8 protein-coding genes are annotated in these 22,022 nt (G+C 69.9%); 5 read left to right on the top strand and 3 right to left on the bottom strand.

Annotated elements, in window-relative coordinates; translation table 11 throughout:
* Positions 1-225: 225 nt before the first annotated feature.
* Positions 226-1,734 (bottom strand): amidase, encoded by a 1,509-nt coding sequence (locus tag AC0LPE_RS17365; protein WP_301850085.1) that lies wholly within the window; start codon positions 1,732-1,734, stop codon positions 226-228.
* Between the two features lie 276 nt (positions 1,735-2,010).
* Between AC0LPE_RS17365 and AC0LPE_RS17370 the strand changes: the two genes are divergently transcribed.
* From AC0LPE_RS17370 to AC0LPE_RS17390, 5 genes are all read left to right on the top strand, one after another.
* Positions 2,011-2,706 (top strand): GntR family transcriptional regulator, encoded by a 696-nt coding sequence (locus AC0LPE_RS17370; RefSeq protein ID WP_088897613.1) that lies wholly within the window; start codon positions 2,011-2,013, stop codon positions 2,704-2,706.
* A gap of 151 nt (positions 2,707-2,857) precedes the next feature.
* Positions 2,858-3,916 carry an ATP-binding cassette domain-containing protein gene (locus AC0LPE_RS17375; protein ID WP_490604882.1) on the top strand — a complete coding sequence of 353 codons (1,059 nt, stop codon included), beginning with the start codon at positions 2,858-2,860 and terminating at the stop codon, positions 3,914-3,916.
* Positions 3,913-4,779, top strand: coding sequence for an ABC transporter permease (locus AC0LPE_RS17380; protein WP_490604883.1), 867 nt, complete (start codon positions 3,913-3,915; stop codon positions 4,777-4,779). Before AC0LPE_RS17375 ends, AC0LPE_RS17380 begins: the two co-directional genes overlap by 4 nt.
* Positions 4,780-4,783: 4 nt before the next feature.
* Positions 4,784-5,665, top strand: a complete 882-nt coding sequence (locus AC0LPE_RS17385; RefSeq protein ID WP_088897611.1) for an ABC transporter permease — start codon at positions 4,784-4,786, stop codon at positions 5,663-5,665.
* 100 nt (positions 5,666-5,765) lie between these two features.
* On the top strand, positions 5,766-6,830 hold the full coding sequence (locus tag AC0LPE_RS17390; protein ID WP_088897610.1) for an esterase/lipase family protein: 1,065 nt from the start codon (positions 5,766-5,768) through the stop codon (positions 6,828-6,830).
* Between the two features lie 142 nt (positions 6,831-6,972).
* Here AC0LPE_RS17390 and AC0LPE_RS17395 read toward each other — a convergent pair whose 3' ends face one another.
* Together AC0LPE_RS17395 and AC0LPE_RS17400 are read right to left on the bottom strand one after the other, a co-directional pair.
* Positions 6,973-8,043, bottom strand: coding sequence for an alpha/beta hydrolase (locus tag AC0LPE_RS17395; protein WP_172414901.1), 1,071 nt, complete (start codon positions 8,041-8,043; stop codon positions 6,973-6,975).
* Positions 8,044-8,153: 110 nt separating this feature from the next.
* On the bottom strand, positions 8,154-21,854 hold the full coding sequence (locus AC0LPE_RS17400; protein WP_490606365.1) for a non-ribosomal peptide synthetase: 13,701 nt from the start codon (positions 21,852-21,854) through the stop codon (positions 8,154-8,156).
* Between the last annotated feature and the right edge of the window lie 168 nt (positions 21,855-22,022).

A 22,022-nucleotide genomic window follows, 5' to 3' on the forward strand; every position in this document is an offset into this window, starting at 1 on the left:
CAGGAGCACACAGGGGTACTGCTTCCGTCTTGCATGTGGCCGCGACCAGGCCGTGAGGCTCGATCCGCGACTGTCACGTCTTTCCCGTTCCGAGCCGCGAAACATCCATGGCCCGGTCAAGGCAACCCGACCAGTATGCAGGAGCACGGCCGAGAGTTCAACTCACGACGGTGCGTGATCTGCACCTCGGCGATACGCCGCGCGGTGGGGTCCGCGTGGTCGAGCCTAGCCGATGGGGTTCATCGGCAGGGTCCGAACCGGAGCGGCCGCCCCGATCGTATTCGTCGGGTCGGGGCCGGGACCCGGCGGCACCTGCGCCACCTCGGGGACCCGCGCGCCGGCGGCGACGAGTTGCGGCTCGTCACGCCAGACCGGCAGCGCCTCCTGCAGTTCGAGCCCGATGCCGATGAGACGTTCGTCCTGCCACGGCCGCGCGCCGAGCTGCACACCGACCGGCATCCCTGTCGCGGTGGAGTACCCGGCGGGCAGCGTCACCACGGGGGCACCGGAGTAGTTCGCCCAGCGCACGGGACCCGTCACTCCGGCCGTGACGCTGATGCCGAGGAACTCCTGGCGCCGTGCGCCGTCGACGGAGGCGCCGGGCAGCATGATCGCGTCGAGATCCTGGTCGACGAACATCCGGTTGTAGTCGCTCTGGTAGCGCAGGCGGTCGCGTTCGAAGGTGAGGTAGTCGCCTACCGGCACGGCCAGCGAGGCCACTGCCGTGCCTGCGGCCACCGCGTTCTCGGGACGGTACAGGCCGAGCCGGTCGGTGAACTGCTGGTGGTAGGCGCCCATCTCGACCTGGTCGCCGGTCGCGAGGGATTCGGGCAGCGGCGGCATCGTCACCGGGACGGTGACCGCGCCGAGCGACTCCGCCACCCGCGCCGCGTCGTCGACGACGCGCTGCACGGCCTCGGGAGGTGCGGGATTCGTGTTCACGGGCAGGCCGATGCGCACGCCGGCGAGGGGACTCGCTCCACCGGCCGGCGTCACCGGATAACCACCCTCGGGAACGTCGGGGCCGAGTGCCGTGATCGGGTCGGCCGGGTCCGCGCCCGCGAGCACGGTCATCATCAGGGACGCGTCCGCAACACTGCGGCCCATCGGACCCACGTGGTCGCGGGTCCAGGTCAGCGGGATCATGCCGTGCGAGGTGATGCGCCCGTAGGTCGGCTTGATCGAGGAGACACCGCAGGCGCTCGCCGGGAACCGGACCGAACCGCCGGTGTCGCTGCCGAGCGCGAGGGGCGCGAACCGTGCGGCGAGCACGGCCGCGCTGCCGCCCGACGATCCGCCGGGCGACATCTCGGTGTTCCACGGGTTGCCCACCTGTGGGGTGGCGACACCGATCGCGAACTCGTCGGTGTGCGCGTGCCCCATGAGCACCGCGCCGGCGTCCTCGAGTCGACGCCACACACCCGAGTGGCCGGCCGCGATGTTGCCCTCGAGCACGCGGCTCGACGCCGTGAGCGGTAGTCCGGACACCGCGAAGATGTCCTTGAGCGCGATCGGAAGCCCGCACACGAGCGGTGCCGGGGCCTGATCGCGGCGCGCGCGGGCGAGTCGCTCCCCCGCCGCGTCGGCCGCCGCGTAGGCGACCTCGGGGTAGAGCCGGATCCACGCACCGATCGCTCCGTCGTACGAGCGGGTGCGGTCCAGACAGGCGTCGAGCAGTTCCCGGGGGTGCAGTTCGCCGGCGTGCAGCAGCGCTGCCGCCTCGACCGCACTCATCCTCGCGGGATCGGTGACGGTGTCGGGTGGAGGAAGCCTGCGTGGCGGAGCCGCACGACCGCTCCCCGCGGTCGCACCCCACGCGAACAATCCGCCGGCGGCCCCTCCCAGTAACCGTCGGCGTGATACTCCGGTGCTCACCCCGCCAACCAAACCACGAACTGCGTCACGATCCGGGCGAGGCGGGGAATGTGTGCCACATGTCACCCCCGGCCGTGATGCCGTCGAGACCGTGCGGTGATAATGCGAGCCGTCCACCAGAGGAAGGCGCATGCCATGAACTCGTCCGCTTCGTCCGGATCATCACGGTCTCCGAAGATTCGTCGGCGACCGCAGCTCTCGGACGACGTGGCGGCGCACGTGAGAAACCTCATCATGTCCGGCGGTGTGCGACCCGGCGATTTCGTCCGTCTGGACGAGACCGCGGCCGAACTCGGGGTGAGCGTGACCCCGGTGCGCGAGGCTCTGCTCACCCTCCGTGGTGAGGGGCTCGTCGAACTCGTCCCCCATCGCGGGTACGTGGTGTCCCCGCTCGACAGATCGGACATCGACGACATCTTCTGGCTCCAGGGCAGACTCGCCGAGCGGCTCGTGGAGCGCGCCGCGACCCTGATGACGGCCGAGACCCTCGCGGAGCTCGACGAGCTGGCCGCGCGTTTCGCCGAGGCCGTGCGGGCCGGTGACGGCGCGCGCATCGAGGACCTCGAATTCGAGTTCCACCGGACGTTGAACCGGGTGGCGCGTTCGCGCAAGCTCGCGTGGTTCCTCCACAACGCGACCCGGTACACCCCCGTGCACTTCTACTCCGACGATCGCAACTGGGGGACGGCGGCGATCGCCTCGCACGAGCGGTTGCTGCAGGCGCTGCGCACCGGTGACGTCGAGGCCGCCGGACGCGAGACGCGCGAACACTTCACCGACGGGGCCCACCGACTCGTCGAACACCTCGAAGATCTCGGCGTCTGGTCCTGACCGACCGGCGTGAACACCCCGAGGGGAACGGACGTCGGCGCCGACGCGCATGTCCGTCCACCCCTCCCGGGATCGTGCGCACCGGTACGATTCCGACGGTGACGGACCGACCCGTCCCCGACGGGGACCGAGATCTACGGCGGGGTGTGATGTGAGCGATCACGACCAGGCAGTTCTCGTGGAGGACGTCCACAAGTCGTTCGGCGACGTCCACGCACTCGACGGGATCAGCTTCTCTGCACCGCCGGGCCGTGTCCTCGGCATCCTCGGCCCGAACGGCGCCGGCAAGACCACGATGGTCAAGGTGCTGTCGACCCTGTTGCGTCCCACCTCGGGTCGCGCCGTGGTCGCCGGGCACGACGTGGTCGCCGACGCCGCAGCGGTCCGGCGTTCGATCATGATGACCGGCCAGTTCGCCGCGCTCGACGACACCCTCACCGGCCGGGAGAACCTGATCCTGTTCGGCCGCCTGATGGGCCTGGACAAGAAGTCCGCCACCCGGCGTGCCGACGATCTGCTCCGGGAGTTCGATCTCGTCGACGCCGGTCGCCGCCCCGTGAAGGGCTACTCCGGCGGTATGCGCCGCCGGGTCGACATCGCGTGCGGCCTCGTGGTCCGTCCCAAGGTGGTGTTCCTCGACGAGCCGACCACCGGTCTCGACCCGCGCAGCCGACAGGGCGTGTGGTCGCTGGTGGCGGCGCTCAAGGACCAGGGCATCACGGTGTTGCTGACGACGCAGTACCTCGAAGAGGCCGACGTGCTGAGCGACAACATCATCGTCATCGACAAGGGCATCGTGATCGCGGAGGGCACCGCGAACCAACTGAAGTCCTCCGCGGGTGGCACCCACTGCGAGATCGTTCCGGCCGACCCACGGGCGATACCCGATATCCTGCACGTCCTGGACGGCCTTCTCCCCCAGGACGTCCTGGTGGGCACGGTCCCCGACACGGATCGGGTGTCCGTCCCGGCGCCGGACGGTGCCGCGACCCTCACCGAGGTGCTGCGGCGCATCGAACCCCTGGGCATCGAACTCGCCGACATCGGTCTGCGACGTCCCTCGCTCGACGACGTCTTCCTCCGACTCACCGGGCACTCCGCATCCGCTCCGGACGGCAACCCGACGGACGGCGACCCCACGGACGGCGGCCCGACAGCACTGCCCGAGGCGGAACGAGCGGAGCCTGCGCCGGCAGGTGAGCGGCCGTGACGGCCCGCACCGACGAGACGGTCCGCGGGACGGAAGCCCCCACCGTCTCGTTCACCGACTCCTCGTCCACCCCTCCCGCACGCCGGGGAGGTGTCCACCGCCGGATCACGCCGTCGGGAGTCGAGCAGTGGTGGGTGCTGACACTCCGGTCGTTGCGCACGATGGCGCGGTACGGCGAACTGGTCCTCGCGGTCCTGGCACCGTTCGTCTTCGGTCTGAGTTTCTATCTGCCGCTCAAGTTCGTCATGCAGTTACAGGGCATCGACTACGCGCAGTTCCTGATGCCCATCATCGTGTTGCAGTCGATGGCGTTCACCGCCATCTCCGCGGCGCAGCTGGCAGCACAGGAGGGCACGACCGGTGTGACCTCGCGTCTGCAGACGATGCCCGTCGCCCCGGCGGCGCCCCTGGCGTCACGGATGACGGCGAGCATGGTGCGGTCGGTCATCTCCTTGGCCGCGGCGATCGGATTCGGTTATCTCATCGGTTTCCGTTTCTCCGCCGGGCCCGGGCAGGCAGCGTTGTTCTGCGCGACCGCACTGATCATCAGCCTGTTGTTGTGCCTGGGCGCCGACGCGATCGGATGTCTGTTCCGGAGCCCCGAGGCCACAGCGCAGGCGCTGACCCTGCCGCAGCTGATCCTCGGGATGCTCTCGTGCGGTTTCGTGCCCGAGGAGGGATTCCCCGAGTGGATCAGACCGTTCGTCCGCAACCAGCCGATCTCGCAGTTCTCCTTCGCGATGCGCGACATGGCCCAGGACGGCGTGACCTGGGAGGTCTTCCGGCCGAGCCTGTTCTGGATGATCGGGCTGGCCGTGATCTGCATCCCGGGCGCCGTGTGGGCCGCGACGAGGCGGGAGTGAGTCGATGAGCAAGACCGTCGAGACACAGCGGGCACGGGCCCGATCGCGGGAGCGGGCAGGGACTCCGGGTCGCGCCTTCGCCTATCCCGAACCGGATCGTGTCCGCAGCGAGAGTTCCCTCGGCGCACTGTGGGAGCACAGTCGCCTGCAGTGCGGTCGACTGCTGCTCAGATGGGCCCGCGATCCGGCCACGATGATCCAGGCGCTCATCTATCCGGCGCTCACCCTGGTGATGTTCCGCATCGTGCTCGGCGACAGCATCACCGCCGCGACCGGCTATTCGTCGATCTTCGGCACCGTGCCCATGATCGTGCTCGTCGGCGCGATGTTCGGCTCGGTCGTCAGCGCGGTGGGGCTGCGCACCGAACGCGATTCCGGCCTGCTGAGCCGGTTCCACACGCTGCCCGTCCACCGCTCGTCCGGTCTGGTGGGACGATTGATGGCGGAGATGGTGCGCGTGTTCGTCACCTCTCTCGTGATCTTCGCCGCCGGCATGGCGTTGGGTTTCCGGTTCACGCAGGGCATCGGCCCCACCCTGCTCAGCCTCGTGGTCCCGCTGATCTTCGGTCTGGGATTCGCGATGATGGTGACGGCTCTGGCGACCCTGCCGGGACGCACACCCCTCGTCGAGACCGTCTCGATCCTGTGCACCCTGCTCATGTTCTTCAACTCGGGGTTCGTGCCGGTCATGGCATACCCGAGCTGGCTGCAACCCGTGGTGGCGAACCAGCCGATGTCCTGCGCGATCGACACCATGCGCTCGCTCGCGATGGGTGGTCCGATCGCGGAACCGTTCCTGAAGACCGTCCTGTGGTCGGCCGGGATGGTGGCGATCTTCGTGGTCCCCGCCGTCGTCGGATACCGGCGCTCGGCCGAACAGAATTGATCTTCCACTCTCCGGACCACCCCGCGACCTGCTGTTACGCTGTCCCGCGATCCCGACCCGTGTGAACGCCGTACCCAGAGCGTTCGCCGAGGAGTTTCGTATGTTCCGTTTTCGTCGCAGCACACTCGTGTCCGGCGTCGCCGTCCTCGCCGTCTCCGCATCGGCACTCGTCGCGCCGGCGATCTCGGCCGCCGATCCGATCCCGGCCGACCGGCGGGATGCCGATCCGGCGGCCACCGCCCCCGCTCCCGTACCGCTCCCCACCTCGGCGGATGCGCCGGACAGTCGCCTCGCTGCCCTGCTGAGCACGATGGGCCAGGGCATCGACGGTGCGAACGACCTCGGGTGTGTGCCGTCGCCGGAGCATCCACGTCCGGTCGTCCTCGTGCACGGCACCGGGGCGGGCATGTACCCGACATGGACCTATGTCGCGCCCGAACTCGAACGGCTCGGGTACTGCGTCTACGCATTGAACTACGGCGCCGCGCAGGGGTATCTCGATCCCGATCGCACGGTGTGGGGCGTGTCGAACATCGAGAGGTCCGCCGAGGAACTCGGAACGTTCGTCGACGCGGTCCTCGAGCACACCGGCGCCGGGCAGGTCGATCTCGTCGGTCACTCCCAAGGTGGTGTCGTCTCCCGCCAGTACCTGAAGTTCGAGGGCGGCGCGAACCCGGCCGATCCTGCCCTCAACCGCGTCCGGAACCTCGTGATGCTGGGTGCGACCAACCACGGCACCACCTTCAACGGTCTCCAGCAGCTCTACACGGTGCTCGCCGTGCTCGGCCTGACGAACGGCAGCGATGCGGTGGCCGAGTTGTTGTTCCGCGGCACCGATCTCGGTGCCGCCGGCCAGCAGCAGTTGATCGGCTCGCGCATGCTCAGCAATCTGAACAAGGACGGCGACACCCGTCCCGGCGTGACGTACACGTCGATCGCCACGCGCTACGACCAGATCGTCACGCCACCGGAGAGCTCGTTCCTGCGGCCCGGACCGGGCGCCGAGGTCCGCAACGTGTGGGTCCAGGACGGCTGCCCGAGTTCCCCCGCCGACCACTCCACGATCCTCATGCGGCCCGAATCGCTCCATCTGGTGAAGGCCGCCCTCGACCCCGACTACGCGGCCGGAAACTCCGTGCCGTGCCCGGCGCCCGAGGCCGGATAGCGCCGTCGCACCTCGGTCGACCGTCGAACACCGAACGTCGAACACCGAACGTCGAACACCGAACGTCGAACACCGAACGCAGAAGGCCCCTACCGCTACGCGAGCGGTAGGGGCCTTCTGCTGTGCTCTGTCGCCGAGCCTGTCAGTCCGAGAGACCGAGGGCCTTCTCGAGGACGGGCCACGAATCCTTGAGGTCGTCCTGCCAGTAACCCCACGAGTGGGTGCCGGAGTCGCGGAAGTTGTAGGTGGCGGGGATGCCCAGCTGGTCGAGGCGGCCACGGAGGTTGTGCGTGCAGTAGTTGGTCGCAGCCTCGATGACACCGCCGACGACGATCTGGTTGGCGAGCACGTCGACCTCACCGTCGATCTGCGGGCCGTTCAGGGTGTCGTGGACACCCGGCAGTCCGGTGCCGTTGGAGATGTACAGATCGAGCCCGCGCAGCTCCTCGGCGTGCACGTAGGGGTCGTTCTCGACCCAGGCCGGATCATCGAGCTCGCCCCACATGTTGCGGGTGTCGCCGCCACCCCAGGTCTCGACGACGAGCTTGACGAACTGCTGACCGATCGGGTCGGAGGTCTGCGCGCATCCGCTGTAGGCCGCGACGCCCTGGTACAGGCCGGGGGCAGCGATGGGCAGCTGCAGGACGGACGTACCCGAGGACGACAGACCGGCGATCGCGTTGACGCCGTTGGTGCCGAGCGCGGCGTCGATCAGCGGCGGGATCTCCTTCGTCAGGAAGGTCTCCCACTTGTTGACGCCGAGCTCCGGGTCCTCGTTCTTCCAGTCGGTGTAGTAGCTCCACTTGCCGCCGACCGGCGAGACGACGTTGACGTTCTTGTCCTTGAAGAACTCGATCGCGTCGGTACGGAAGCGCCAGGTCGCGCTGTCCTCGCCGCCGCCGGCGCCGTTGAGGAGGTACAGCGTCGGGCGCGGTTCGCTCGTGTCGGCCGGACGCCAGACGTCGAGCAGGATCTCCTTGTCCATCGAAGCGGAGTACACGTAGACCAGCAGCTGCTGCTCGCCGTAGTTCTCGATACGAGTGATCTTCGAGCCGTTCTCGCTGGTCACCGACTCGATCGGCTGAAGCGTGTCCGCGACCGGGTCCGCCCCGGCGGTCACGCCGCCGAAGAACAACGGCAGGGCGACGACCGCCGCGGAGACCGCAGCGAACCTCACCTTCCGAGCTCGCGTCCTCGACTGGACAACCTTCATTCCGACAACCTCCTCAGACCCGCTTCCGGGCGTGGGCTACAGACCTCGGGCGGGGCCGAGGCGCGCCGTCCGGCGCAGCACAACGTGTATCGACGAATCGTTCGTGCACATTACCGCGACCGACGGTCTCCTCCACTTTCGGCGACCACCCGTGTGGCGGCGTCGAGCGCCGGCGCGATGATCTCGATGGCGGACGGCTCCATCATCTCGCCGTGCGCACCCGGCACGAACCGGGTCCGGATACGGCCCGACACGAACGGTCGCCACAGATCTGCGGCGTCCGCCTCCGTCGGGTGCTCCTCCGTCGCACTGAAGAACTCCATGTCGCCGGCGAACACCTCAGGGTCGTGACCGTTGATCAGTTCGGGCGAGGTCACGGCCGCGGAGAACAGGCCCTGCACCCGCTCCACGTCGAGGTCGATCAACCCGTCCGGCACGGCCCGGACCAGCGCTTCCGCAGCTTCCTGCGGAAGACCGCCGTCGAGTGCGGTGGTGTCCACAAAGACCCCGAAGGCACGCAGGTTCTCCGCGAGTTCGGTCGCGAACCGGTCGGTGTCGATCCGCGGGATGCTGTCGATGAGGGCGAGGCCCTCGACCTGCAGTCCGCGTGCCTGCACCTCGACCGCGACGGCGTGCGCGAGCACACCGCCGAGCGACCATCCGATGAGGCGGTATCGGCCGCCGGGTGCGGCGGCGACGATCTCGTCCGTGTACCTCCGCGCGAGATCGGCGAGCGAGGATGCGACGAAGCCGGGTTCGCGCAGAGCCGGCGTCTGTACGCCGTACACCGCGCTGCTCGTCGCGAGTCGCGCTGCCAGAGGCGCATACGGCCAGGCCAGTCCGATCATCGGGTGGAAGCAGAAGACCGGTGTCGTCGCATCGCCCGGACGCAGCGTGACGAGCACGTCCGACGCCGCGTTCGCGGTCCCTGCGGAATCGACGTCCGCTCCGTCCACGGCCGCGGCCAGCCGCGACGCGAGAGCCTCGACAGCCGGCGTCTCCAGCAGCCACGGGACGCGGACCTGCAGTCCGGTCTCGTCGCGCAGCCGCGCGACCACCTGGGTGGCCACGAGGGAGTTGCCGCCGAGGTCGAAGAAGTCGTCGTCGAGACCGACCTGCTCGGCGTCGAGGGCGTCGGCGTACACCCGCGCGACGACCTCCTCGAGGTGGGTGCGCGGAGCGCGGTACGGGCGGGTCCGTGTCTCCGGTTCCGGCAACGCCGCGCGGTCGAGCTTGCCGACGTGCGTCAGCGGCACGGCGTCGAGCACGACGATGTCGTCGGGAACCATGTGCTGCGGCAACGCTCGGGCAGCCGCGCGGAGCAGATCGTCCGTGTCGACGACGTGGCCGGCCGTCGCGGTCACGTACGAGACGAGCCGGACACTGCCGGTGTCGTACCGGCGGGCGACGGTGACGGCGAAGTCCACGCTCGGATCGTGTCGCAGGACGGCGTCGATCTCGTCGAGTTCGATACGGAAGCCGCGCACCTTCACCTGGAAGTCCGACCGACCCACGTAGGCGATCTTCCCGTCGTCGGTCCACCGGACCACGTCGCCGGTACGGTAGAGGCGTCCACCGGATCCGAACGGATCGGCGACGAAGCGCTCCGCCGTGAGACCGGGCCTGCGGTGGTATCCGCGTGCGATCTGCACTCCCGACATGTACAGCTCGCCGGGCACACCGACCGGCACCGGCCGCAGGCGCCTGTCGAGCACGAGCGCGCGGACACCTCGGATCGGTCCTCCGATCGTGATCGGGTCCCCGGGCGCCAACGGTTCGCTGATCGTGGTCACGATCGTGGTCTCCGTCGGACCGTAGACGTTGTGGAACGCCCGTCCGGGCGCCCAGCGCGCGACCAGTTCCGGCGGCACGGCCTCGCCGCCGGCGGCGAGCACCCGGAGCCCGTCGAGTCCCTCCGGATCGAGGGTGGCGACCGCCGCGGAAGTGATGAACGCGTGCGTCACGCGCTCGGAGCGGATCAGCTCGGCGAGTTCGCTGCCTCCGTAGATACCCGGGGACGCGACGACGAGGGTGCCGCCTCCGCCCACGGCGAGGAGCAGTTCGAGCATGGAGGCGTCGAAACTCGGCGACGCGAAGTGCAGCGCCCGGGTGTCGGCATCCAGTCCATAGTGTTCACGCTGCGCCGCAGTGAAATTCGCCAATCCGGAGTTCGACACCACGACGCCCTTCGGAAGGCCCGTGGACCCCGAGGTGTAGATGACGTAGGCGGTGTTGTCCGCTCGGACCGGACGGACCCTCTCGTGCGCGGCGAACGGTTCGTCGGACAGGGCCTCCAGCTCGGTGAGCGTCGCGGGGTCGGTCAGGTCGACCCACTGCACGTCGCCGGGCAGCCGCTCCCGCTCGGCCGAGACGGTGAGGCCGAGGACGGCCCCCGAGTCGGAAAGCATGTGGGCGACACGGTCGGCCGGATAGTTCGGATCGACCGGCACGTAGGCGGCTCCGGCGCGGGCGACCGCCCACACGGCGGTGATCGAGTCGAACGACCGCGTCAGTCCGAGCGCGACCACATCCTCCGTCCCGATGCCCCGGCCGACGAGCAGCCTCGCCAGTCGCGACGACCGGGCGTCGAGTTCGGCGTAGGTCAGCGAGCGTCCGTCGTGGACGACCGCGACGCCGTCGGGGTTGCGGACGGCGGTCTCCGCGAGCAGATCACCGAGCGGCACCGCGGGCAGTGCGGGTCCGCCCCACCGGTCGGCGAGGTCCTCGATCTCGGCCGCGTCGAGATACGGCAGCGAGTCCACCGAGGCGTCGGGATCGGCGACGAGCGCATCGAGGATACGGACGTACCTGGCGGCCAGCGTCGCCACGTCCTCCGCGGCCAGGATGTCGCTGCGGTACTTGAACGCGAGCGTCAACGCCTCCTCGGAGGTGACGACGGCCGTGAGCGGATAGTGCGTCGCGTCCCGGGCGTTGACACCGGCGACGACGAGTCCGTCGATCGATCCCGCGGCTTCGATTCCGCTGCGGTCGACCGGATAGGACTCGTACACGAGCAGCGTGTCGAACAACGCTCCCGTACCGGCACGCTGCTGGATCTCGGCGAGCCCGACGTGATGGTGATCGAGCAGTTCGGCCTGCTCGCCCTGGATGCGGCGGAGCAGATCGTGCCCGGTCTCGCCGGCGCCGAGGCGCACCCGCACCGGGAGGGTGTTGATGAACAGTCCCACCATCGCCTCGACGCCGGGGAGGTCCGCGGGCCGGCCCGACACGGTGGTGCCGAATACGACGTCGTCGCGGTCGGTCGTGCGGGCCAGGAGGACGGCCCAGGCGCCCTGCAGCACGGTGTTGACCGTGACGCCGAGCCGCGTGGCCGTGTCCGCGAGGAGGTCGGACCGTTCACGACCGAGGTCGATCCGGTGCTCGTCCGGGGTGCCGCCCGTGCCGTCGGTGTTGCCCCCGGCCAGCAGGGTGGGCTCCTCGATCCCGTCGAGCGAGCGTATCCACGCTTCGACGGAGGTCTCGTGGTCGCGACGCGCGAGCCACTCGAGATACGCCCGGTAGGACGGTGCCCGGCCGAGGACGCCCGCATCACCGCGGGTCGCGTAGAGCACCAGCAGGTCCTTCATCAACAGCGGCATCGACCAGCCGTCGAGCAGGATGTGGTGACTCGTGACGGCGAGGGTCCAACTGTCGTCACCCGTGCGGACGAGGACGAAGCGGATCAGCGGCGGCTCGGCCATGTCGAACGCGACGGCCTGTTCCGCTCGCAGCACATCGGCGAGTACTGCGGAGTCCTCGCCCCGGATGTCGACCTCGCGCCACGGAAGGGTGACCTCGTCGACGACGACCTGGACGGGGATGCCCGATTCGCTCGCGACGAATGCCGTGCGGAGGTTCGGGTAGCGCCCCAGCAGCGCATCCGCCGCCGCGCGCAGCCGCTGCGCGTCGACCACTCCCGCGAGGTGGACGAGCACCTGCGTGCTGTAGGCGTCGGAGTGCCCCTCCGCCAGGAGTGCGTGGTAGAGCAGGCCGGCCTGGAGCGGAGCGAGCGGCCAGGCGTCCGCCGCGCCGGGGTACCGCGACTCCCACAGGTCGATGTCGCGTTGGGTGACGTCGACCAGCGACAGGTCGGACGGGGTCCGTCCGCCGGCAGCCGGGCGCGTGGCGTGCGCGGCGAGGGCTTCGAGTGCGCGCACCCAGCGCTGCGCGAGATCCTCGACGTCGGCGCGGTCGAGCAGACCGGACGCGTAGCCGAAGTTCGCTCCGAGCTCGCCTCCGAGGACGACGGCGTTGATGTCGACGGCGGCGAGGGCCGGGGCGTCGGGATCGTCGGTTCCGGACAGGTCCCCGAGGTCGCCGGCGGGCAGCCACCCGAGTTCCGGCACGCGGTCGGTCGAGACCTCACCGGCGTCGAGCCGGCCGAGATAGTTGAAGCTGATCTGACCGGCGGGAGTCGCAGCCAGACGGGTGGAGGTCTCGGGGTTGCAGTACCGGAGGAGCCCGTAGCCGATGCCCTTGTCGGGGACGCGGCGGAGATCCTCCTTGACCGCCTTCAGTGCCGCACCCGCGCTCGCACCACCGGCCGCGGCGTCGTCGAGGTCGACGTCGGTCAGGTCGAGCCGCACGGGGAACATCGTCGTGAACCAGCCGACGGTGCGCGAGAGGTCCGAGCCCGGTACGACGTCCTCCTCGCGGCCGTGGCCCTCGAGACGGATCAGTGCCGATCGCACGTCCGTACCCCGCGCCCGCCGCCACTCGGCCAGGGCCAGTGCGAGACCCGTGAGCAGCACGTCGTTGACCGAGCCGTGGTAGAGCTCGGGAAGGGTGGTCAGCAACGTCTCGGTGGTCGCCGCGTCGACCCGGACCGGCACCTTCACGACCGTCGACGCCAGGTCGACCGACGGGTCGAACGGGCGGTCGCCGAGCAGCGGGTCGGGTCCGTCGAGAACGGATGTCCACAACGGCAGTTCCGTCACGCGTCCGGCGGCACCGTCGACGAGGGCGTGCGCCCAGGTGCGGAACGACGTGCCGACGGGCTGGAGGGCGGGCTGCTGCCCGTGATCGATCTGGGCCCACGCGGTGACGAAGTCGGGCACCAGGATCCGCCACGACACCCCGTCGACGACGAGGTGGTGCGCCACCACGATCAGCCGTCCGGTCCGTGTCGCCCCGGCAGCGGGGTCGAGCCAGACGAACTGCGTGACGATGCCCTGCGACGGAGCGAGACGCCCCTCGGCGGCGTCGAGTTCGCGCGCGGCGATCTCGACCCACTGGTCGTCGCCGGCATCCGCGGGAACCTCGACGCGCGTCACGAGCGCATCGACGTCGACACTTCCCGGCACGGAGGTCGACAGCACCCACTCACCGGAACCGTTGTTCCGCAAGCACGCCCGGAGCATGTCGTGCCGGTCCACCACGGCGGCGATCGTCGCCACCACGTCGCTGCGTCCGATACCGGCGGGCAGTTCGAGTGCGATGGTCTGCGTGTAGCGATCGAAACCGCCGCCACGCTCGACCATGTACCGCACGATCGGGGTGAGCGGGATCTCGCCGACGCCGCCGCCCTCGAGTTCGCGCAGCACCGGTTCGGATCCCGTTCCGGCGCGCGCCACTTCGGCGAGACCGGCCACCGTGCGCTGCTCGAACACCTCGCGCGGGGTGAACACGACACCCCGCGCCTTCGCGCGGGACACCAGCTGGATCGACACGATGCTGTCGCCACCGAGGGCGAAGAACGAGTCGTCGATCCCGACCCGTTCGAGACCGAGCACGTCGGCGAAGACCTCGGCGATGGTCTCCTCCGTGGGTGTTCGCGGCGCTCGGAACTCGCGGTCGCTGGTGAACACCGGCGCGGGCAGCGACCTGCGGTCGAGCTTGCCGTTCGGGGTCAGCGGCAACTCGTCGAGCACGAGCACCGCATCGGGAACCATGTAACCGGTGAGGAATTCACCCACCCGTTCGAGCACCTCGGACGGGGCGACCGTGTGCCCGGCCCGCGGCACGACGTAACCGACGAGCTTGTCCCCCGTGTGCTCGTCCGACCACACGGACGCGACGGCGTGCGCGACACCCTCCACACCGGTCAGTGCCGCCTCGATCTCGCCGAGTTCGATGCGGAAGCCGCGCAGCTGCACCTGCAGGTCGCTGCGACCGGCGTATTCGAGCTGCCCGTGCGCGTTCCATCGGGCGACGTCACCGGTGCGGTACATGCGCGAGCCCGGCGCACCGTAGGGATCGGCGACGAACCGCCCGGAGGTCAGCTCGGCACGACCGAGATAGCCGCGTGCGAGCTGGCCACCGCGGACGTAGATCTCGCCGGGCACGCCCACCGGGACGGGCTGCAGACGGGCGTCGAGCACGTAGATGCCGAGGCCGGGGATCGCGCGACCGACGGCGCTCGCCTGATTGTCGACGTCGGCAGCGGACAGTTCGAGATGCGAGACGTGCACGGTGGTCTCGGTGATGCCGTACATGTTGACCAGGCGCGGCGCTCGCCCTGAATCCCCGTGCCGCCGATACCAGCCGGCCAGGCGACGCAGATCGAGTGCCTCACCACCGAACACGACGTACCGCAGGGACAGCGGCTGCGCATCCGGATCCTGCTCGGCCACAACGGCGTCCGCCTCGGCGATCTGGTAGAAGGCCGACGGGGTCTGGTTGAGCACCGTGATCTTCTCGCGCCGCAGGAGGGCGTGGAAGTCCTCCGGGGACCGGGAGGTGTGGTAGTCGACGACCACGAGGCGACCACCGTGGAGCAGCGGACCCCACAGTTCCCACACGGAGAAGTCGAAGGCGTAGGAGTGGAACAGGGTCCACACGTCGTCGGCGTCGAATCCGAAGGCGGGCGCGGTGTTCTCGAACAGTTCGAGCACCGTGCGGTGCGGGATCTGCACGCCCTTGGGCCGGCCTGTGGAACCGGAGGTGTAGATGACGTAGGCGAGGTTGTCGCTGCGCAGCGGTGCCGCGCGCTCGTCGTCGGAGAGCGGATCGGCCGACCGCGTCGACAGGTCGAGCCGTTCGAGGTCGATCACCGGGACGTCGGTGGCGGGCAGCGCATCCGGCTCCCCCGCCACGAGCACACACACCGGCGCCGCGTCCTCGAGCATGAAGGTCAGACGCTCGGCCGGGTAGGTGAGGTCGATCGGCAGATAGCCACCGCCGGCCTGCTGCACCGCGAGCAGCGCGACGACGAGTTCCTCCGTGCGCGGCAACGCGACTCCGACGAGGGCGTCGGGACGGACACCGCGGTCGACGAGTTCGCGCGCGAGGCGGTTGACCCGCGCGGACAGTTCGGCGTAGGTGAGCTGCCGGTCGCCGAAGGTCACGGCGACCGAATCCGGGTGCGCCTCGGCGGCCTCGCGGAAGCGGTCCACGAGCGTGACGTCGGGGACTCGGGTACCGGGCTCGTTCCACGCCTCGAGCACCTCGGTGCGTTCGGCCGGGTCGAGCAGCGGGACGTCGCCGATCACGGACTCGGGATCGGTCGCCACCGCGGCGAGCATGCGACCGAGACGGTCGCCGAAGCTGCGTATCGTCGCCTCGTCGAACAGGTCGACGGCGTAGGTCAGCACGACGTCGAGGCCGCCGGGAGCGCCGTCCGCGTCGAACCGCTCGACGACGGTGACCTGCAGGTCGAACTTGGCGTGGGCGACCGGGACGTCGAAACCTTCGACGGCCAGGCCCGGCAGTTCGAAGCGGGACTGCCCGAGATTCTGGAAGGTCAGAGCGATCTGGAACAACGGGTGGCGCGCCTGCGACCGTTCCGGGTCGAGGACCTCCACGAGCCGTTCGAACGGCAGGTCGGCGTGCCCGAACGCCCCGAGGTCGCTCTCGCGCACCCGTCCGAGGAGGTCGGCTAAGGTGTCGGAGGGGCGCACCTCGCTGCGCAGCACGAGCGTGTTGACGAACATGCCGATCATGTCGTCCAGCAGCTGCTCACCGCGTCCGGCGATGGGGGCGCCGATCACGATGTCCTCGGTGCCCGACAGTCGTGCGAGGACGGCCGCCAGGGCGCTGTGGAAGACCATGAACAACGACGCGCCGCGCTCGCGCGCGAGACGATCGAGTGCCGCGTGCGTCCGCGCGTCGATCTCCACGGCGGTGTTCGCACCCCTGCCCGAGGCGACCGCGGGCCGCGGACGGTCGGCGGGCAGGTCGATCTGCTCCGGGATGCCCTTCAGGGCGTGACGCCAGTAGGCGAGCTGGCGGGCGATGGGGGACTCCGGGTCGTCCTCGGAGCCGAGCACCTCCCGCTGCCACAGGGTGTAGTCGGCGTACTGGACGGGAAGCGGCGCCCAGTTCGGCTGCAGCCCTTCGGTTCTGGCGCTGTATGCGACCATGACGTCGCGGGCGAGCGGGCCCATCGAGAAACCGTCACCGCTGATGTGGTGGAGCACCACGACGAGCACGTGGTCGTCGTCGGCGAGACGCAGCAGCCGGATCCGCAGCGGGACCTCCGCCGTGACGTCGAAACCGGCATCGAGGATCGCGGCGACCTCGTCCAGGATGTCGGCAGGATCGACCTCGGACGGTTCGATGTCGGGAACGACGGACGCCGCCGGGAGGACGACCTGGTGGGCGATGCCGTCGGTCTCCGGGTAGACGGTCCGCAGGGACTCGTGCCGCAGCACCACGTCGCCGACGGCACCGCGCAGGGCGTCGAGATCCAGCGATCCGCGCAGCCGGATCACGAGCGGCAGGTTGTTCACCGCCGAATCCGGTTCGAACCGGTTGAGGAACCACATCCGCTGCTGCGCCAGCGAGAGCGGCACGTGGTCGGGCCGGGTGCGTGCCGTGAGCGGGACGGCTGCGGCACCGGCCGTCGACGACTCGATGTGGGCGGCGAGGGATTCGACGACGGGGTGTTCGAAGAGCGACCGCACCGCGACGCGCATGCCGAGTGCGGCCCCGAGTCGCGCAGCGACCTGCGTGGCGACGAGCGAGTTGCCGCCGAGGTCGAAGAAGTGGTCGTCGCGTCCGACCCGGTCGACGCCGAGGACGTCGGCGTAGACGTTCGCGACGATCTCCTCGATCGGGGTGCGGGGAGCGCGGAATTCGCGGACCTCGAAGACGGGTTCCGGTAGGGCCTTGCGATCGAGCTTGCCACTGGTGTTGAGCGGGAACGCGTCGAGCACGACGACCGCCGACGGCACCATGTACGACGGCAGGACGCTGCGCACGGCATCGAGCAGGACCGCCTTGTCGACGGCGTGCCCGGGCGCCGGCACGACGTAGGCGACCAGCTGCTCACCGGTCGGTGTCGGCACGACGAGCGCGACGGCCTGGCTCACCTCGGCGCAGCCGAGCAGCGCCGTCTCGATCTCACCGAGTTCGATGCGCTGACCGCGGAACTTGACCTGGAAGTCGGTGCGGCCGAGATAGTCCAGGACGAGGGCACCGTCGGCGCTGCGGCGCCACCGCACGAGATCGCCGGTGCGGTACATCCGGCTCCCCCGCGCCCCGAGGGGGCTCGCGACGAACCGGTCGGACGTGAGATCGGGGCGCTTCTCGTAACCGCGCGCGAGTTGCACGCCACCGAGATACAGCTCGCCCGGCGTACCCACCGGGGTGGGACGCAGACGCGAATCCAGCACGTACACCTGCACGTTCGCTTCGGGAACGCCGATCGGCACGGAATGGTCGCCGTCCTCGGCGGGCCAGTAGGTCGCCGAGACCGCGGCCTCGGTGGGGCCGTAGAGGTTGTGGACCGCCGCGTCACCGAGACGCCGGAAGGCCGTCACGGTCTCCGGCGGCAGAGCCTCGCCGATGACGAAGACGTGGCGCAGACCCGCGCAGCTGCCCGCCGGGGCGTGAGCGGCGAAGACGGTGAGCATGGACGGGACGAAGTCGGTGAGCGTGACGCCGTACCGGACGATCGCGTCGGCCACGTAGGCCGGGTCGCGGTGACCGTCGTGGGTCGCGACGACGAGTGTTCCGCCGGTGCGCAGCGGCAGGAAATAGCCCCACAGCGACACGTCGAAGGTCGTGGCGGTCTTCTGCAGGTACACGTCGTCGGCCGAGATGTCGTACTCCGCGGCCATCCACTCGAGCTGGTTGACGATCGCCTCGTGCGGGACGGATACACCCTTCGGACGTCCGGTGGATCCGGACGTGAAGATCACGTAGGCCGGCGAGGCCGGCCGGACGGCGCCCCGCAGTTCGTCCTCGCGCACCGGCTCTGTTGACAGTTCGGGCAGATCAGGGTCGTCGACGAGGATCACCTCGACGCCGGCGGGAAGGTCGTCGGCGTCGGCGGTGGTGCTCAGTACGCACACCGGTCGTGCGGTGTCGAGGATATGACCGATCCGGTCGGCCGGGTGGTCGGGGTCGAGCGGCACGTAGGCGCCACCCGCCGTGACGACGGCGTACATGGCGACGACCAGGTCGATCGAACGCCGGATGCCCAGTGCGACGAGCGATTCGGGTCCGACACCCCCCGAGATCAGGTGACGGGCGAGTCGGTTGACCAGCGCATCGAACTCCGCGTAGGTGAGCGCGTCGTCGCCGAAGACGACCGCGGTGGCGTCCGGGGTCGAGGCGACCTGCGCACGGTAGCGCGAGAGCAGGGTCTGCGCGGCCACCGGACGTTCGGTGGCGTTCACCTCGACGGTGAGCGTCTGCCGCTCCGGCGCGGCCAGCAGGTCGACGTCACCGACAACCGTGTCGACGTCGCCGGTGAGCGCTTCGAGAACCGTCACGAGGCGGACGGCGAGCGACCGCACCGTCGCCTCGTCGAAAAGGTCCGTGGCGTACGTGAACTGGGCGCCCATACCGGCCGGCCGTCCCTCGACCTCCCGCGGTCCGACGGTGAGCTGCAGGTCGAACTTGGCGATGCTGCCACCGAGATCCACCGGCTCGACGTCCAGTCCGGGCAGGGCGAGTTCGGGTTGTTCCATGTTCTGGAAGAACAGGGCCACCTGGAAGAGCGGATGGTGACCGGCGGAACGAACGGGGTCGAGGACCTCCACGAGCCGCTCGAACGGCAGGTCGGCGTGGGCGAACGCGTCGATGTCCGAGGCGCGGACCTCGCGCAGGACGTCGGCGAACGTCCGATCGGGCGTGACGGTGGTCCGCAGCACGAGCGTGTTGACGAACATGCCGATCAGATCGTCGAGCGCCTGCTCGCCGCGGCCCGCGACCGGGGTGCCGATCGCGATGTCGCTCGCACCCGAGATCCGGGACAGCAGAACGGCGAAGGCGGCGTGGACGACCATGAACGGCGAACATCCTGCCGCCCGGCCGAGTTCGACGACGGCCTCGTGCAGGGCCGGGTCGATCTCGAACTCGACGGTGGCACCGCGACCCGACGCCTCGACCGGACGGGGCCGGTCGGTGGGCAGTTCGAGACGATCCGGCAGATCGGCGAGAACTGAAGTCCAGTAGGCGATCTCCTTCGAGATCGTCGACTCCGGATCGTCCTCGTCGCCGAGGACCGCGCGCTGCCACAGGGTGTAGTCCGCGTACTGCACGGCCAGCGGTTCCCAACCGGGCGCCGTGCCCGACGTGCGGGCGAAGTAGGCGGTGACGAGATCGCGCACGAACGGCTCGATGGACGTGCCGTCGGCGGCGATGTGGTGGACGACGATGATCAGGACGTGCTCGTCCTGCGCCGTGGTGACGCCGGCGGCGTCGCGCGAGATGCGGAGCAGTTCGAGGCGCAGCGGGACCTCGGCGGTGACGTCGAAGCCGGTCGTCACCGCGCGCACCACCCGGCCGTGCACCTCGGCCTCCGTGACGTCCTCGGCCCGCAGCGTCGGTGTCGCTTCAGAGGCGGGCAGGATCAGCTGACTGCCCACCCCGTCGTGGTCCGGATAGACGGTGCGGAGCGTCTCGTGACGTTCGACGAGGTCGGCGACCGCGGCGCCGAGCGCTTCGGTGTCGAGTGTCCCGCGCAGACGCAGTGCGACGGGGATGTTGTTCGCGGCCGAGGCGGTGTCGAATCTGCTCAGGAACCACATGCGCTGCTGCGCGAGCGAGAGGGGGATCGTCTCGGGGCGCGGACCGGCCACGAGGGGGATCCGGTCGTCACCGGTGAGGGGTTCGACCAGGGCCGCGAGCTGCGCAACCGTCGAACCCTCGAAGAGCAGGCGTGCAGGCACCCGCACGCCGAGGCGCTCGCTCAACCGCGCCGCCACCCGCGTGGCGACCAGCGAGTTGCCGCCGAGATCGAAGAAGTCGTCGTCGAGACCGACCCGCGTGGAGTCGAGTCCCAGCACGTCGGCGAACACTGCGGCGATCGCGAGCTCGGTGCCGGTCTCCGGGGCCCGGAACTCGGTGACGATCGGTCCCGGATCGGGCAGCGCGTCGCGGTCGAGCTTGCCGGTGGGCGAGAGGGGGATCTCGTCGATCGGCACGATCGCCGAGGGCACCATGTGGGCCGGGAGGCGCTCCGCAGCGAGGGCCGACAGTTCCTGCGGGTCGACCGTCGCGCCGGGCGCGGCGTGCACGTACGCGACCAGCTGGGTCTGCCCGGACGGGCCCGTCCGCGCGAGCGTCGCCGCGAAGTCCACTGCTGGCGCGGACGCCAGCACGGCGTCGATCTCGCCGAGTTCGATGCGGAAGCCGCGGACCTTGACCTGGAAGTCGTTCCGGCCGATGTAGACGATGGGTGATGCGGCGTCGCGGGGTCCGCGGACGAGGTCGCCGGAACGGTACATGCGCGCGCCGCCGGGGGCCGCGACGAACCGGGCGGCGGTCAGCTCCGGTCGTCGGTGGTATCCGCGGGCCACGCCCGGGCCCGACAGGTAGAGCTCGCCCGTCACTCCGGCCGGAACGGCGTGCAGTCGCGTGTCCAGCACGTGCGCGGTGGTGTTCCTGATGGGCGCACCGATCGTGATCTGGTCACCCGGAGCCAGCGGGTCCGAGATGTTCGTCATGATGGTCGTCTCGGTCGGACCGTAGCCGTTGAAGAATCGTCGGCCCGGAGCCCACCGCTCCACCAGATCCGGAGGGCACGCTTCACCGCCGACAACGATGCAGTCGAGCACCTCCAGGCCCGTCGGGTCGACCGAGGCCAGCGCGGCCGGCGTGACGAAGGCGTGCGTGACGCCCTGTCGCACAACGAGTTCAGCGAACTCCTCGCCGCCGTACACGGAGGTCGGGGCGATCACCATCGTCGACGAGGCGCCGATCGCCAGCAGCAGTTCGAGGATCGAGGCGTCGAAGCTCGGGGACGCGAAGTGCAGCGTGCGCGAGTCGGAGGTCAGGGCGTACCGCTCCACCTGCTCGGTGCAGAAGTTCCCCAGACCCGAATGGGTCACGACGACGCCCTTCGGCCGTCCCGTCGACCCCGAGGTGTAGATGATGTATGCCGTGTTCTCGACCCGCAGCGTCCGTACCCGTTCGTCGAACGAGACGGGCTCGGACGGAAGAGCCGCGAGTTGCTGCGCGATCGCGGGGTCGTCGAGTGCGATCCATCGGGTCGTGGAGGGCAGGGCGGGTTCGTTCTCGGCGAGGGTCAGGCCGAGTGCCGCGCCGGAGTCGACCGTCATGTGCTCGACGCGGTCGGCGGGATAGTTCGGGTCGACGGGCACGAAGGCGGCACCGGTCTTCGCGACCGCCCAGGTAGCGAGCACCGAGTCGATCGACCGGGCGATCGCGAGCGCGACGACGTCCTCGGGACCGACACCGAGGCCGATGAGATACCGCGCGAGACGCGACGACGCCTCGTCGAGCTCGGCGTAGGTGAGCGAACGGTCGTCCTCGACCACTGCGGTCGCGGAGGGGTCGCGTTCGACGGCAGCGGTGATCAGCTGGGGAAGCAGCGCGGCCCTGGCTCCGCGACGCTCGGGACGCCTGCGTGGCCGCCGCCGCTCGGTTGCCGCAGGGCGGGCATCGCCGGAGGCTTCGATACGAGCACCGCCGGTGGCTCCACCGTTCCCCTCGGCCCCCTGCTCGCCGACCTTACGCAAGGCTTCACTCACCACTGGTCCCGATCCCTCGTACGTCCCGTTCCGGCCGCGGCCACCCGGTTGTTACCGGGCAGTCATGTGCCCATTAGAGCATCGGCGGCCGGAGAG

It is taken from the genome of Rhodococcus sp. S3 (assembly GCF_058211795.1).

Excerpts from the sequence above, each read along its gene's own strand:
- AC0LPE_RS17390 (WP_088897610.1), top strand. The coding sequence starts at position 5,766 with ATGTTCCGTTTTCGTCGCAGCACACTCGTGTCCGGCGTCGCCGTCCTC.
- AC0LPE_RS17395 (WP_172414901.1), bottom strand. The coding sequence starts at position 8,043 with ATGAAGGTTGTCCAGTCGAGGACGCGAGCTCGGAAGGTGAGGTTCGCT.
- AC0LPE_RS17385 (WP_088897611.1), top strand. The coding sequence starts at position 4,784 with ATGAGCAAGACCGTCGAGACACAGCGGGCACGGGCCCGATCGCGGGAG.
- AC0LPE_RS17370 (WP_088897613.1), top strand. The coding sequence starts at position 2,011 with ATGAACTCGTCCGCTTCGTCCGGATCATCACGGTCTCCGAAGATTCGT.
- AC0LPE_RS17365 (WP_301850085.1), bottom strand. The coding sequence starts at position 1,734 with ATGAGTGCGGTCGAGGCGGCAGCGCTGCTGCACGCCGGCGAACTGCAC.